We start from the raw sequence: 14,105 nt of genomic DNA on the forward strand, positions 1-14,105 counted from the left end.
AGGAGCGGTTCAAGGGTCAAGCTGCTGCGCAAGCTGTCGCGAAACAGGGCAGCCGCCGCAAGCGAATGATTGTGCAGGCGATGTGGGAGCCTTGCGTCGCGAAAGGGCCGCAAAGCGGCCCCCGCGATCACGTCATTGAAGCTTACTGCACCTGGCTCACCGCCCGCGGCGCCACCGGCTGGTTGTCGTTGGAGATGGTGACCTCTACCCGACGGTTCTGTGCACGCCCGGAGTTGCTGGCGTTGTCCGCAACCGGGTACTCCTTGCCATACCCTTGGGCAACGATGCGCGCCGGATCGACGCCAGCGCGCACCAGTGCCATGCGCACGGCATTGGCGCGCCGTTCCGACAGGCTCTGGTTGTAGCTGGCCGAACCGACGCTGTCGGTGTAACCCTCGACGATCACCTTGCGCTCCGGATTCTCCTGAAGGAACTGGGCCAGTTTGGTGACGTTCGGGTAGGCACTGCTCTTGAGCTCAGCCTTGTTGAAGTCGAACAGCACGTCGCCGAAGGTCACCAACGTGCCACGGTCGGTTTGCTTGGCGTTGAGGCTTTCCTGGAGCTTGGCGATCTGCGCGTCACGGGCATCGAGCTTGGCCTGGGCACGTTGCGCGGCGGCATTCTTCAGCTCGTTTTCAGCCGAGCGCAAGGCGATGGTCTGTTTGGCCACCTCCACACGCTGGTTGGTCAGGTAGGCCAACTGGTCGACCTTCTTGCTGTCTTCACGCTCCATGAACGCCTTGTCGGCCTTGTTCAGCCAGTCCTGGGCGTCCTTGGTTTCCAGGGCCGCCACTTTGCTCGACTGAGGGTCGCTTTGCAAAGAGGAGAAGTTGGTGCGGGCCGACTCCAGGTTCGGGTTCGGGTCGTGGGCGCACGCGGCGAGGCCGACGCTCAGGGCCAGCAGGGTGGGAATCATGATGGCATTGCGCATAGTGTTCTTCCTTTGATCAGTTGCGAAGGCTGGGATTGGCGTAGGCAGACTCATTGAGCACTGCGCAGGCCTTCCTCACGCACGTCCTGAGCGCCCTGGCGGGCATCCTGTACGGCTTTCTGGGCCTTGGCGGCCTGGGCCTTGCGTTCGGCCACGCGAGCGTCCCACTCGGCCTGCTCGGCCAGGCGCTTGGCCTCGTCGTACTTTTTGTCGTGCATGGCGATTTCCGCCTGCTTGAATTTGTCCTGGGCGGCTTTCATTTCAACTGCGGCGAACTCGGTGCCCCCGGCGCTGACCGCCGAATTCACCGCGGACTGGGTGACGGCGTACTGCTCGGTGGGCGGTTTACCGGCGCATCCGGCCAGGATCAGGCTACCGCCAAGGGCTAGCGCGGCCAGCTTGATTCCACGCACAGGGGTGGATGAGGGGGAGCAGGTGCGGCGCTTCATAGTCAGTTCCATTGGATCACTCCTGTTTACGACGTTGTCCGTAGCAGTCCATCGCTTGTTCCCTGACACGACCGCGTGCTGGCGCCTCACAGTGCACAACCGCAAGTGTGCAGGGTTTTAGCGTGGTGGCTAATGGCTGTGACTTGGGCGTTTTTCGAATAGTTCAGAAAAAATCACCTGGCCCGCTCCTGCAGGCGAGGCAATGCAACTGCAGGAGCCGGCTTGCCGGCGAGAGAGGAGGGCAGGGAGAGGCCAGGGCCCGGAAGGTCAGTTCTTGCCGTCTTTGGCCAAGTCGCTGAGTGCGTGAAGATGATGGCGGGACAGTGCGAGGAAGCGTGGGGTCGGGCCTACGTCTTCGTACAGCGGGTCGCCTTGTTCATCGGTGGAAATGACCCGCTGGCCCTTCACATAGGGGAGGCTGGCCTCCAGCTCCTCGAGTGCGGCGGCGACCAGCTCGCCGAGCAGTTCCTCGGCCGAGCGTTTGGGGTACATGTCGATCAGCGCAGCCAGACGCGCTTCGGACTCAAGGTCCAAGTGCAGTATGTGGGGCGTTGGGCTCAGGGCGCCTGCTGCATTCTGTTCCCAGTGCTGGACGAGTTCTCGGATTTTCATGATCACCTCTTTCTATGCCTTGAAGGACGGCATTGCATCGGACGCTTTGCTCTAACTTTAGTTTGCTTTGCCCGATCGCGGCTTGCCATGGCAGCTCGGCTGTGGGCACTCTTGGTGCCTGTGCTGTTACCTGGGCGAGCGCGCGGGCGAGCCGCGCCAAAGAGAGGGCCAATGACTGATATCGATGTGCGCTTGCGTGAAGATGTCCATCTGTTGGGTGAGCTGCTTGGCGAGACCATTCGTCAGCAGCACGGCGAAGCGTTCTTGCAGAAGATCGAGGACATCCGCCACAGCGCCAAGGCCGATCGCCGCAGCGCTGGGGAGAAGTTGAGCTCGACCCTGGCGGACTTGGCCGACGAAGATCTGCTGCCTGTCGCTCGAGCGTTCAACCAGTTCCTCAACCTGGCCAACATGGCCGAGCAATATCAACTGATTCGACGCCGTGACGCTGACCAGCCAGAGCCGTTCGAGTCGCGCGTATTGCCAGAACTGCTGGCGCGCCTCAAGCAGGCAGGGCACAGCAACGATGCGCTGGCCCGGCAACTGGCCAAGCTGGATATCCAACTGGTGCTCACCGCTCACCCGACCGAGGTTGCCAGGCGTACGCTGATTCAGAAGTACGATGCCATCGCCGGGCAATTGGCCGCCCAGGACCATCGGGACCTTATCCCGGCTGAGCGTCAACAGGTACGCGAGCGCTTGCGCAGGTTGATCGCTGAGGCCTGGCACACCGAAGAAATACGCCGCAGCCGGCCCACACCGGTGGATGAAGCCAAATGGGGCTTCGCGGTGATCGAACACTCCCTGTGGCAGGCCATTCCCAACCACTTGCGCAAAGTCGATAAAGCGCTGTTCGAGGCCACGGGCTTGCACTTGCCACTGGAGGCGGCGCCGATCCGTTTCGCGTCCTGGATGGGCGGCGACCGGGATGGCAACCCCAACGTCACGGCCAGCGTTACCCGGGAAGTCTTGCTACTGGCTCGCTGGATGGCCGCCGACCTGTTCCTGCGCGACATCGATACCTTGGCCGCCGAACTTTCCATGCAGCAGGCCAGCGCTGCACTGCGTGAACAGGTCGGCGACAGCGCCGAGCCATACCGGGCCTTGCTCAAGCAGTTGCGCGACCGCCTGCGGGCGACCCGAGCCTGGGCCCAGGCCTCGCTGGCCAGCCCGCAGCCGATGCCTGCCGAAGTGCTGGTGGACAACCGCGACCTGATCGCACCGCTGGAACTGTGCTACCAGTCCCTGCATGCGTGCGGCATGGGTGTGATCGCCGACGGTCCGCTGCTCGACAGCCTGCGTCGGGCAGTGACCTTCGGCCTGTTCCTCGGCCGCCTGGACGTGCGCCAGGATGCTGCCCGGCATCGCGATGCGCTGTCGGAAATCACCGACTACCTGGGTCTGGGCAGTTACGCCGAGTGGGATGAAGACCGGCGGATCGAGTTCCTCCAGACCGAACTGAAAAACCGCCGGCCGCTGCTGCCGGCGCATTTCAAGCCCCAGGCCGACACCGCCGAGGTATTGGCCACGTGTCGGGAAGTCGCGGCGGCGCCCGCAGCTTCCTTGGGTTCCTATGTCATCTCCATGGCGGGAGCCGCCTCGGATGTGCTGGCCGTGCAATTGCTGCTCAAGGAAGCTGGCCTGACCCGACCGATGCGTGTGGTGCCGCTGTTCGAGACCCTCGCCGACCTGGATAACGCCGGCCCGGTGATGGAGCGGCTGCTGGGCCTGCCGGGCTATCGCGCCAGCCTGCGCGGCCCGCAGGAAGTGATGATCGGCTATTCCGACTCGGCCAAGGACGCGGGCACTACCGCAGCGGCCTGGGCTCAGTATCGCGCTCAGGAGAACCTGGTGCGTATCTGCCAAGAGCATCAGGTGGAACTGTTGTTGTTCCATGGCCGCGGTGGCACCGTAGGCCGTGGCGGTGGCCCGGCCCACGCGGCGATTCTGTCGCAGCCGCCAGGCTCGGTGGCGGGGCGGTTCCGCACCACTGAACAAGGCGAGATGATCCGTTTCAAGTTCGGTTTGCCAGGCATCGCCGAGCAGAACCTCAACCTTTACCTGGCCGCCGTGCTGGAGGCCACCTTGTTGCCGCCTCCGCCCCCTGAGCCGGCATGGCGCGAGGTGATGGACCAGTTGGCGGCCGATGGCCTCAAGGCTTATCGCGGGGTGGTGCGAGAGAACCCCGATTTCGTCGAATATTTCCGTCAGTCGACGCCAGAGCAGGAGCTGGGGCGCCTGCCGCTGGGCAGTCGCCCGGCCAAGCGCCGCGCCGGCGGTATAGAGAGCTTGCGCGCCATTCCGTGGATCTTCGGTTGGACCCAGACCCGCCTGATGCTGCCTGCCTGGCTGGGGTGGGAGACCGCGCTGACCAATGCCTTGAGCCGTGGCCAGGGCCCGCTGCTGGCGCAGATGCGCGAGCAATGGCCGTTCTTCCGCACCCGTATCGACATGCTGGAGATGGTGTTGGCCAAGGCCGACGCGCAAATTGCCGAGGCCTACGACGAACGTCTAGTGCAACCGCACCTGCTTCCTTTAGGTGCGCACCTGCGCGACCTATTGTCGCAGTCATGCCGGGTCGTACTGGGTTTGACCGGGCAACCGGTGCTACTGGCACACAGCCCCGAGACCCTGGAATTCATCAGCCTGCGCAATACCTACCTGGACCCGCTGCACCGCCTTCAGGCGGAGTTGCTGGCCCGATCGCGCAGCCGTGAAGCCGCTCTGGACAGCCCGTTGGAGCAGGCCTTGCTAGTGACTGTGGCGGGTATCGCCGCGGGCTTGCGCAACACCGGTTGAGGTCTGCAAGCGGCCGTCATGCCCGGGTTACGCCAAGGGGGCATGGCCGGGTGAGGAGGGTGGTTGCGCCGAGCGCAACCGCCTCTTGGGCAGGTCGTACATGGCGCAATCCTGAAACTTTGGGACGCTTGTCTGGCTGCCGGGCGCTGTGTATCTTGAGCAGCCTTTTGACCGATTTCTGGTCAATACCCGATTTTCCGGACTTGGCCCTGGTCGCCGAATCCATTGAATTGCATAGAAAAATATGAGGAGCACAAGATGCGCGTAATTCTGCTGGGAGCTCCCGGGGCCGGTAAAGGTACTCAGGCAAAGTTCATCACCGAGAAGTTCGGTATTCCACAGATCTCCACCGGTGACATGCTGCGTGCCGCCGTCAAGGCCGGTACCCCGCTGGGCCTGGAGCTCAAGAAAGTCATGGATGCCGGCCAGCTGGTCTCCGACGAGCTGATCATCAGCCTGGTCAAGGAGCGCATCGCCCAGCCTGATTGCGCCAAGGGCTGCCTGTTCGACGGTTTCCCGCGCACCATCCCGCAGGCTGAAGCCATGGTTGCCGCCGGTGTCGATATCGACGCCGTGGTTGAAATCGCCGTGGACGACGAAGAAATCGTTGGCCGCATGGCCGGTCGCCGCGTGCACCTGGCTTCGGGCCGCACCTACCACATTCAGTACAACCCGCCGAAAGTGGAAGGCAAAGACGACGTCACTGGCGAAGACCTGATCCAGCGCGACGACGACAAGGAAGAAACCGTGCGTCACCGCCTGTCCGTCTACCACAGCCAGACCAAGCCGCTGGTGGACTTCTACCAGAAGCTGTCGGCCGCCCACAACGGCAAGCCGAAGTACAGCCACATCGAAGGCGTTGGTTCGGTCGAGTCGATCACCGCCAAGGTGCTGGCAGCGCTGAGCTGATCCATCACCGTGCGTCACGACGGCCCGCTTGCGGGCCGTTGTCGTTTATACTGCCGCTCTTTTTCCCCGTTGCCTGGAAACCTGTTCGATGACCACCTTGCTGGCCCTGGATACCGCCACCGAAGCCTGTTCCGTTGCATTGCTGCATGACGGCAAGGTCACCAGCCACTATGAAGTCATCCCCCGCATGCACGCGCAGAAACTGCTGCCGATGATCAAGCAGTTGCTGGCTGAGTCAGGCGTTGCGCTCAATGCTCTGGATGCCATCGCCTTCGGTCGCGGTCCAGGTGCCTTCACCGGTGTGCGCATCGCCATTGGCGTCGTGCAGGGCCTTGCATTTGCCCTGGAGCGCCCGGTATTGCCGGTCTCCAACCTGGCCGCATTGGCCCAGGGCGCTCTGCGCGAGCGCCGTGTGCAGCAAGTGGCAGCCGCCATCGATGCGCGCATGGACGAAGTGTACTGGGGTTGCTACCAGGCCGAGGCCGGCGAAATGCGCCTGGTTGGCCAGGAAGCGGTACTGCCGCCAGAGCGCGTGAGCTTGCCTGAGGGGAGCCGTGACGAATGGTTCGGCGCAGGTACCGGGTGGGGCTACGCCGAGCGCCTGGCCGTACCGGTCAGCGCCAGCGACGCAGGCGCATTGCCCCATGCATTGGATATTCTGAGCCTTGCCGGTTACGCCTGGGCGCGTGGCGAGGCCATCGCCGCCGAGCAGGCGCAACCGGTCTACTTGCGCGATAATGTGGCTACGCCAAAGGCACGTTGACGGTCGTTCGTCGGTTATCGCGGTTGTCGATAAACCTTTTGTGCGAACTGTGGTCCAGTTATCACTCGAGCATTAGCGATGGATCCCTGATGCTGCTAAATTGCCATCATTGGTCCTGAGTGCTCACTCCATGCGTATCGACGGTTTCTCATCGCAGTCCTATCCGATCAAGCGTGCACCGCGCAAGGCTCCGGTACGCGATGAATCTGTCGACGATGCCGAAGTGATCGAGGAGGCCGTTGACGAGCAGGCGGCCGCACCTCGACGCAATGGCGGCTTGCCCGCCCGTCAACAAGACCTGATCTTCCCCCGTGCCCGAGACCGCCGAACCGCCACTGCGCTGGCCAGTTACCTCAGCACCGCCGGTTTTACCGATTGGGACATGGAAGTACTTGGGCTCGACCTGTACATTTGAGGGATGACGCCCTCACCCCTGCCTTATTTTCTCGGTTGTCCGTCCTGGAGCGAAAACGCCTGGCGCGACTACCTGTATCCCGCCGATGCCAGCAGCGCTGAAATGCTTGGCTACTACAGCCAAGTGTTCAACGCCGTCGAAGGCAACACCACGTTCTATGCTCGCCCTGCGCCCAGCACCCTTGCCCGCTGGGCGCAGGTCATGCCTGAGCACTTTCGTTTCACCGCCAAGTTTCCCAGGGATATCAGCCACGAGGGTGACCTGCGTGACCAGCTCGAGCCTGCCTTGGATTTCACCCGCCTGATGGCTCCGCTGGGCCAGCGCGTATCGCCGTACTGGCTGCAGTTACCAGCCCAGTTCAGCCCCGCGCGGTTGGGCGAGCTGTGCTATTTCCTCGACGAGATTGGCGTACCGGTAGCTGTCGAGGTGCGCAACCTGGCGTTCTTCGCCAAGGGCGAGGAGGAACGGCTGCTCAACCGGCTGTTGCACGAACGTAGTGTCGAGCGCATCTGCCTCGATCCCCGTGCGCTGTTCAGCTGCAACTCCCGTGACCCTGCCGTACTGCACGCGCAGTCGAAAAAGCCCAAGGTGCCGCCACGCCCTGCTGCCTTCAGCCAGCACCCGCAGGTGCGTTTCATCGGCCATCCCCAGCTTGAGGCCAACGAAACGTTCCTTACCCCTTGGGTGGACAAGGTCGCGGTGTGGATCGAGCAAGGGCGCATGCCTTATGTGTTCCTGCACACCTCCGACAATCGCTTGGCCGCGGCGCTGGCGCAACGGTTTCACCAACGGCTGATGGCGCGCCTGCCCGGCCTGCCCGCCTTGCCGGAATTGCCGCGCGCCCCCGAGGTCGAACAACTGGGGCTACTCTGATCACTCGCCGACCCCGGAGGTTATGACCATGGATGTACAGACCCTACGAGCCGAGGCCTTCAAGGCACTGCACGAGCGTGACGGCGCCTTCGTCATCCCTAACCCGTGGGATGCTGGATCCGCCAAGCTGCTGGCCAGCCTTGGCTTCGAGGCATTGGCCACTACCAGTGCGGGCCTGGCCTTCAGCCTGGGGCGACCGGATGCCGAAGGCGCCTTGAGCCTGGATGAGACGCTGGACAACGCCGGTGTGATCGTCGATGCGACGCCTTTGCCGGTGGCCGCCGACTTGGAAAACGGCTTCGGCGATCTGCCCGAGCAGTGTGCCCAGACTATCCTGCGTGCCGCCGAAACAGGTTTGGTCGGTGGTTCGATCGAGGATGCCACTGGCCATGCCGATGCGCCGATCTACGACTTCGAGCTGGCTGTGGCGCGGGTGCGCGCCGCGGTGCAGGCTGCCCGCAGCCTGCCATTCCCCTTCACCCTGTGCGCCCGGGCGGAAAACCTGCTGCACGGGCGCCTGGATCTGGATGACACCGTCCGGCGTCTGCAGGCCTTTGCCGAGGCGGGAGCCGATGTGCTCTATGCGCCGGGACTGCGCACTGTCGATGAAGTGCGTGCCGTGGTACAGGCGGTGGCGCCGAAGCCAGTCAATGTGCTGATGGGGCTGGCGGGTGTGCCGCTGAGCGTCAATCAGCTGCAGGACTTGGGCGTGCGTCGCATCAGCGTTGGCTCGTCACTGGCCCGCGCGGCGCTGGGCGCATTGCAGCGCGCAGCGCTGGAGATTCGCGAGCAAGGCACTTTCAGCTACGGCGAGCAGGCCTTGTCGTTCGCCCAGCTCAACGACCTGTTCCGCCGCTGAGGCGCCATGCGCGCATTGGGGCTGCTGTGCGGCTTGCTGCTGTTGGCGGCGGGCCTCGCCTGGCAGTACGGCTGGCGCCTGCCTGATGCCTGGAACCCCTGGGCTGCGCTGGATGTGCGTCAACCGCCGAACCTGCTGACAGCCTATAAGTTGTCACGCCTGCGCAACGACCCCCGCTTATGCCGCCAAGCGCTGGAGATCTCTGGCTTGCGCTACCGGGCGCAAGCCGACAGCCCGGCGTCGGCCAAATGCCCGCTACAGAACGTGTGGCGCATCGAGCAAGGGCAAGCCCACCTGAGCAGTAGTTTCCTTGCCAGCTGCCCGTTGGCGGTGGCTTACGCGCTGTTCGAGCGCCATGGGCTGCAACCGGCTGCGCAGCGGGTGTTCGGCCAGTCGGTGGTTCGAGTGGAGCACCTTGGCAGCTTCGCTTGCCGCAATGTCTACAACCGCGAACAGGGCCGCCTGAGCCAGCATGCGACGGCCAATGCCCTGGATATCAGCGGTTTTCGCCTACAGGACGGCCAGCGCATCCTGCTGGCGCGAGACTGGCAGGCGGGCGGGCAGAAGAGGGCGTTCCTGGGTCTGGTGCGACAAGCGGCGTGTGACAGTTTCAACACGGTGCTCGGGCCAGACTACAACGCTGCCCACCACAACCACTTTCATCTCGATATGGGGCGCTGGCAGATCTGCCGTTGATTTCAGGCCTGGGCGCGAACGTTGTTCAGCACCACCGGGCGCGCCCAGTGGATATCGAATTCCAGGTCGTTCTGCTGCTGGGCCATGGTTGCATCGTCGTACGGGGTCGGCGCAGGGTCGAGCAGGTCCATCTCGAACTCGGCGATCGGCAGGTGCAGCGGGCGCGGCGAGGGCGCAGGGCCTGGCGCTGGGAGAGGGTGGCCCTGGCTCATGACGATAGGGCGCAGCCAGTTGTTGCTGACGTCGAGCTGGCGCTGCTGCTGGATCATTTCGGCGACGCTGAAAGGCTCCGGAGCCGGCTCCAGCAAATGGGCCTCAAGCTCTGCCTTGGGGAGGAACAGCGGCTCGGGCGGCGCGACGATGGTGTCCTGCACCGGGCAGGCGCGCTGGGTTTCGATCAGCGCCAGGGCCTTGGCCCCGCCAATCGGCTCACCGCTGTCTTTGTCGTACTGCACCCACGCCTGGCTGACGCTGTCGGGCTCTTCGGCCTGCTGTTCGGCCATCGCGCGGGCGAAGAAGTCCTGCCACAGGTGGCTGACGCCTCCGAGTGCCTGGGTATTCTGTCGACCGTAGTTGCCGACAGGCGACAGGTAGGTCAAGCCGATGGGAAGAGTATCTGACATGGCAGTCGCGCGCGTTGTGCTCTGGCAGAATAGCGGGATATTGCCTGTATCGGCCGAAGGTGCCGATTCATTAAGGGCTTGGTTTGATTTTTTAGGTGTGGACGATGCAAGAGCAAGGTGCGGGGATCAGGGTCGAAGCGATGTCGGTTGAATATGCGGAGCAGGCCGTGGCGTGGGCCGAGCGCCTGGGGCTGCCGCTGTCTGACGATGGCGCAGGCTTTGCCGTGCAGGTGGGCGCCGATGGCTTGCAGATCCAGCAGTTGGGCGCGCAGGCGCCAGGGCCGGTGCGGGTGGATTTCGTGGAAGGCCAGGCCGCGCACCGGCGCCTCTTCGGCGGTGGCAACGGGCAAATGATCGCCAAGGCCGTGGGCATTGCCCAGGGTGTGCGCCCGCAGGTGCTCGACTGCACGGCGGGCCTGGGCAAGGATGCGTTCGTGCTGGCCAGCCTGGGTTGCCAGATGACGCTGATCGAGCGCCAGCCGCTGATTGCCGCATTGCTGGAGGATGGCCTGGCACGGGCTCGCGCGGATGAAGAAGTGGGGCCGATTGTCGGGCGCATGCGCTTGCTGACCGGTAATGCCATCGAGCACATGCGCGCCTGGGAGGGCGAGCCGCCACAAGTAATCTACCTCGACCCGATGTTCCCGCACCGGGACAAGAGCGCGCTGGTGAAGAAGGAAATGCGCGTGTTCCGGCCGTTGGTGGGTGACGATCTGGATGCGCCGGCATTGTTGGAAGCGGCCCTTGCGCTGGCCAGCCACCGGGTGGTGGTGAAGCGACCGCGCAAGGCGCCAATCATCGAGGGGCCGAAGCCGAGCCATAGCCTTGAGGGCAAGTCGAGCCGGTATGATATTTATCCGAAGAAGGCGTTGAAGGCCTGATGCTGTTCTGCATGTGCGGGACTCTCCGCGGCTAAAGCCGCTCCCACTGGGATCTCACTGAATCCGAAGTGTGTGAAATCTCTGTAGGAGCGGCTTTAGCCGCGAACACCGACGAAGTCGGTGTCATACCTTCGTCACATCTTTGCGAACAAGCGAATTCCCTTGGGCAAAGCGCAGTCTGAGGTCAATGCTTATACCTGTGAAAAGCGCAGATCCTGAGTGGACCTGTTAAATTTGCTAGTTGTAAATTACAGTCCGTCTGCCAAAAATAGAGAGCATTCTCCACAGCGAAGGTGTTTGGGCCATGATTACCGTACCCGCTACCCAACAACAGGGACACAAGCGCTTCTATTGTAAGGGCCTTCTGTCTACTGAAATTAATGGTCAAGGCCACTGGCGCGTCCTTCAGGCCGCTGGCCATTTACTCGCGCAAAAGAACGAGAATGCGCCCGGCTTGCCCAGCGCACTAATGGCATGCGATCAGAAGCGCTCAGTACTTTCCATGCTTGAAGGAGGCCGCTCGGTACCGCAGGTCTATTCGCCATACGGCCAGCTTACGCGGGGTGGTGGCGTCCCTTCATTGCTTGCCTTCAATGGCGAGCGACCGGATGCGATCACTGGAAACTATCTGCTGGGGAATGGTTACAGGCAGTTCAGCCCGGTCATGATGCGGTTTTGCAGTTCGGATAGTTGGAGTCCGTTTGGGGACGGTGGCGTAAATGCCTATATGTATTGCGCAGGAGATCCCACTAACCATACTGATCCGACAGGCCATGCTGGCGTCTGGGGGAAAATCATAAGAAGGCTAAATCCAAGAGAACCCAACACAAGGCCTAGCCGGCAAGTAGTTAAGCCTAACTTGCCATTGTCGAAAAAATATATAAATAAGCGCGATGGATCTGGTAGTTTTATATCAAGTCCTTCGCAGACGGTTGGCGATGCTGTTGCATTTGAATCACTATTCAAGCCACACGAGATTGCTGAGCAGCGTCGTTTACTTGCGCAGTTTGGTGTGTCCGAGAGCTCAATTTCAAAGAAAGTATATTTCCAGTCGCATAATAGAGGCCCGGATCTCGAGGCCACAAAGCGCCATGCTCAATCATTGCATGCATATAAAATTTCTCTCCAAGAAGAAAATAAAGTTCGCGATTTGGAACATCTTTTTAGGGACTTGGATGCGGTTAATTCTCGCCTTTCTGGAGCGGGATCGTCGCCAGACCTAACGATTCAGGCCGCGTTACAAGAAGAAATTAGAACGCGCACCGCATAAAGCGCATGGTGTCATGAGCCCTATACCCTTTGCCTTTTGCATCTATCAATGCAGAAGGCAGAAATTTCGCGAATAGGCGTTTGAACAGGTATGTAAACAAATCCCGCTCAGGGCTTGAACGCCCGCAAGAACACCCCCACCACCTCCCGCACGTGAGCCTCGGCCTCTTCACCTTCCAGCGGCCCCGCACACCCCAGCAGCAGCCGATAATCCGGTGCGCCTTTCACCAGGCAAAAGAAGTGCTCCGCCGCCCGCAGCGGGTTGTCGATGCGCAGCAGCCCGCGTTCATGCGCCCCGCGCAGCAGCGCTTCCATCCCCGCCAGCACACGCTTGGGCCCGGCTTCGTAGAAATACTCGCCGAAACTCGGGTCCAGGCTGCCCTGGGCCATGATCAGGCGGCTGAGCTTGACCGCTTCGTCACTGCTGATCAGTGCCTGGAAGCCACGGGCAATGTTCAGTAGCACCTCTTCCACGGGCACACCTTCAGGGTACTCGAACAACAGGTCGGGCAGTTGGATCTGGCAGGTGGCCATTACCGCAGAGCAGAACAGCGTCTGCTTGTCCTGGAAGTGGCTGTAGACCGTGAGTTTTGAAACACCTGCCGCCGCAGCGACCGCATCCATGCTGGTGTTGGCATAGCCAAGGCTGAGGAACAGCGACTTGGCCGCTTCGAGGATGGCCTCGCGCTTGGCCAGGTCCTTCGGCCGGCCCGGGCCAATGGTTGCGTCGTTGGGCATTGGAGTCCGCATCTGGTGGAAAAGTCGACCATCTTACCGGTTCGGACGGCATCCGGCTGCAAGGTCAGACCAATCGTTAATGTTGATTTTCTTTCCAGCACCCGCTTCCCGGCGCGGGTGGCCTGATTTAATATACTCGTCAGTATAAATATTCGATGTGCACTTCGCGAAAGGATTCATCATGTTGCGTCATGCCTTGTCCCTCGCCTTGCCCGCCGTCGCCGCGTTGTTGTTGGCGGCGTGTGGCCAGGAAGCCGCTTCACCAGCCGCGCCTCGTCCGGCTCTGGTGGTGCAACCGCAACCCGCGCAAGCCGCTGCCGACAGCTTCCCCGGCGAAGTGCGTGCACGCCTGGAGCCCGAGCTGGCGTTTCGTATCGGCGGCAAGGTCAGCAAACGTTTGGTCGAGGAAGGGCAGCGGGTCAAGGCCGACCAGCCGCTGGCCGAACTCGACCCACAGGACGTGCGCCTGCAACTGGAAGCCAACCGTGCCCAGTTGGCGGCAGCCGAGGCCAACCTGTCGCTGGTCCGAGCCGAACGTGATCGTTACCAGAAGCTGCTGGACCGGCAGATGGTCAGCCATTCCCAGTACGACAATGCCGAAAACCTCTATCGGGCTGGTCTGGCGCGGCTCAAGCAGGCCAAGGCCCAGTTCGAGGTGGCGGGTAACCAGGCCGAGTACGCGGTACTGCGCGCGCCACAGGCAGGAGTGATCGCCAAACGCCAAGTTGAGGTTGGCCAGGTGGTAGCAGCCGGCCAGACGGTGTTCACCCTCGCCGCCGACGGTGAGCGTGAAGTGGCCATCGGCCTGCCGGAGCAACAGTTTGCCCGCTTCAGCGTGGGGCAAAGCGTGAGCATCGAGCTGTGGTCGCACCCCAATCAACGGTTCGAAGGACGCATTCGTGAGTTGTCACCCGCCGCCGATCCGCGCTCGCGTACCTTCGCGGCACGTATTGCGTTCGCCTCCTCGCAAACACCGGCCGAGCTGGGTCAGAGTGCCCGGGTGTTCATCGCCCACGACGGTCTGATCCCGTTGTCGGTGCCCCTCTCGGCAGTGACGGCAGAGAACGGCCAGGCCTATGTCTGGCGGGTTACCCAGGACAGCCGACTGGAACGGGCTGCCGTGCGTCTTGGGGCTTACGGCAGTGACACTGTGCCAGTGCTCGAAGGCCTCAACCCTGGCGACTGGGTGGTCGCCGCCGGCGGCCATGTGCTGCGCGAAGGGCAGGAGGTGCGGCCTGTGGATCGCACCAACCGTGTGGTGAACCTGACGGCCAAGGAGTAAGTCCCG

At 62.5% G+C, this 14,105-nt stretch carries 15 protein-coding genes; 10 read left to right on the forward strand and 5 right to left on the reverse strand.

The window, feature by feature from the left end:
- Positions 1-142 precede the first annotated feature (142 nt).
- From C4Q26_RS17865 to C4Q26_RS17875, 3 genes are all read right to left on the reverse strand, one after another.
- Positions 143-931: an OmpA family protein gene (locus tag C4Q26_RS17865; protein WP_023382005.1), complete on the reverse strand. Its 789-nt coding sequence runs from the start codon at positions 929-931 to the stop codon at positions 143-145.
- 50 nt (positions 932-981) lie between these two features.
- Positions 982-1,392, reverse strand: coding sequence for a DUF4398 domain-containing protein (locus tag C4Q26_RS17870; protein ID WP_023382004.1), 411 nt, complete (start codon positions 1,390-1,392; stop codon positions 982-984).
- Between the two features lie 255 nt (positions 1,393-1,647).
- Positions 1,648-1,992, reverse strand: coding sequence for a hypothetical protein (locus C4Q26_RS17875; RefSeq protein ID WP_023382003.1), 345 nt, complete (start codon positions 1,990-1,992; stop codon positions 1,648-1,650).
- Positions 1,993-2,163: 171 nt separating this feature from the next.
- Between C4Q26_RS17875 and ppc the strand changes: the two genes are divergently transcribed.
- The 7 genes from ppc (at position 2,164) to C4Q26_RS17910 (ending at position 9,306) form a co-directional block, all read left to right on the forward strand.
- Positions 2,164-4,791, forward strand: coding sequence for a phosphoenolpyruvate carboxylase (gene ppc / locus C4Q26_RS17880; RefSeq protein ID WP_023382002.1), 2,628 nt, complete (start codon positions 2,164-2,166; stop codon positions 4,789-4,791).
- 258 nt (positions 4,792-5,049) lie between these two features.
- On the forward strand, positions 5,050-5,700 hold the full coding sequence (gene adk, locus C4Q26_RS17885) for an adenylate kinase (RefSeq protein WP_023382001.1): 651 nt from the start codon (positions 5,050-5,052) through the stop codon (positions 5,698-5,700).
- A gap of 88 nt (positions 5,701-5,788) precedes the next feature.
- Positions 5,789-6,463 carry a tRNA (adenosine(37)-N6)-threonylcarbamoyltransferase complex dimerization subunit type 1 TsaB gene (gene tsaB / locus C4Q26_RS17890; protein ID WP_023382000.1) on the forward strand — a complete coding sequence of 225 codons (675 nt, stop codon included), beginning with the start codon at positions 5,789-5,791 and terminating at the stop codon, positions 6,461-6,463.
- 130 nt (positions 6,464-6,593) lie between these two features.
- Positions 6,594-6,878 carry a hypothetical protein gene (locus tag C4Q26_RS17895; RefSeq protein ID WP_023381999.1) on the forward strand — a complete coding sequence of 95 codons (285 nt, stop codon included), beginning with the start codon at positions 6,594-6,596 and terminating at the stop codon, positions 6,876-6,878.
- 3 nt (positions 6,879-6,881) lie between these two features.
- Positions 6,882-7,751 carry a DUF72 domain-containing protein gene (locus tag C4Q26_RS17900; RefSeq protein WP_027906537.1) on the forward strand — a complete coding sequence of 290 codons (870 nt, stop codon included), beginning with the start codon at positions 6,882-6,884 and terminating at the stop codon, positions 7,749-7,751.
- 28 nt (positions 7,752-7,779) lie between these two features.
- Entirely contained in the window at positions 7,780-8,610 is an 831-nt protein-coding gene (locus C4Q26_RS17905) for an oxaloacetate decarboxylase (protein ID WP_023381997.1), read from the forward strand.
- Positions 8,611-8,616: 6 nt separating this feature from the next.
- Entirely contained in the window at positions 8,617-9,306 is a 690-nt protein-coding gene (locus tag C4Q26_RS17910) for an extensin family protein (RefSeq protein WP_023381996.1), read from the forward strand.
- 2 nt (positions 9,307-9,308) lie between these two features.
- On the opposite strand, the gene C4Q26_RS17915 is transcribed toward C4Q26_RS17910, so the two are convergent.
- Entirely contained in the window at positions 9,309-9,929 is a 621-nt protein-coding gene (locus tag C4Q26_RS17915) for a hypothetical protein (RefSeq protein ID WP_027906536.1), read from the reverse strand.
- Between the two features lie 104 nt (positions 9,930-10,033).
- Here C4Q26_RS17915 and C4Q26_RS17920 point away from each other — a divergent pair, with 104 nt between their 5' ends.
- Both C4Q26_RS17920 and C4Q26_RS17925 read left to right on the forward strand, forming a co-directional pair.
- Positions 10,034-10,810 (forward strand): class I SAM-dependent methyltransferase, encoded by a 777-nt coding sequence (locus tag C4Q26_RS17920; protein WP_027906535.1) that lies wholly within the window; start codon positions 10,034-10,036, stop codon positions 10,808-10,810.
- A 304-nt stretch (positions 10,811-11,114) separates the two neighbouring features.
- Positions 11,115-12,080: an RHS repeat-associated core domain-containing protein gene (locus tag C4Q26_RS17925; RefSeq protein ID WP_104883372.1), complete on the forward strand. Its 966-nt coding sequence runs from the start codon at positions 11,115-11,117 to the stop codon at positions 12,078-12,080.
- A gap of 107 nt (positions 12,081-12,187) precedes the next feature.
- Here C4Q26_RS17925 and C4Q26_RS17930 read toward each other — a convergent pair whose 3' ends face one another.
- Positions 12,188-12,829 (reverse strand): TetR/AcrR family transcriptional regulator, encoded by a 642-nt coding sequence (locus C4Q26_RS17930; protein ID WP_023381993.1) that lies wholly within the window; start codon positions 12,827-12,829, stop codon positions 12,188-12,190.
- Positions 12,830-12,998: 169 nt separating this feature from the next.
- Here C4Q26_RS17930 and C4Q26_RS17935 point away from each other — a divergent pair, with 169 nt between their 5' ends.
- A complete protein-coding gene (locus tag C4Q26_RS17935) occupies positions 12,999-14,099 on the forward strand; it encodes an efflux RND transporter periplasmic adaptor subunit (RefSeq protein ID WP_023381992.1) in 1,101 nt (366 codons plus the stop codon).
- Positions 14,100-14,105: the final 6 nt, after the last annotated feature.

It is taken from the genome of Pseudomonas sp. SWI44, assembly GCF_002947915.1.
GTDB lineage: Bacteria > Pseudomonadota > Gammaproteobacteria > Pseudomonadales > Pseudomonadaceae > Aquipseudomonas > Aquipseudomonas taiwanensis.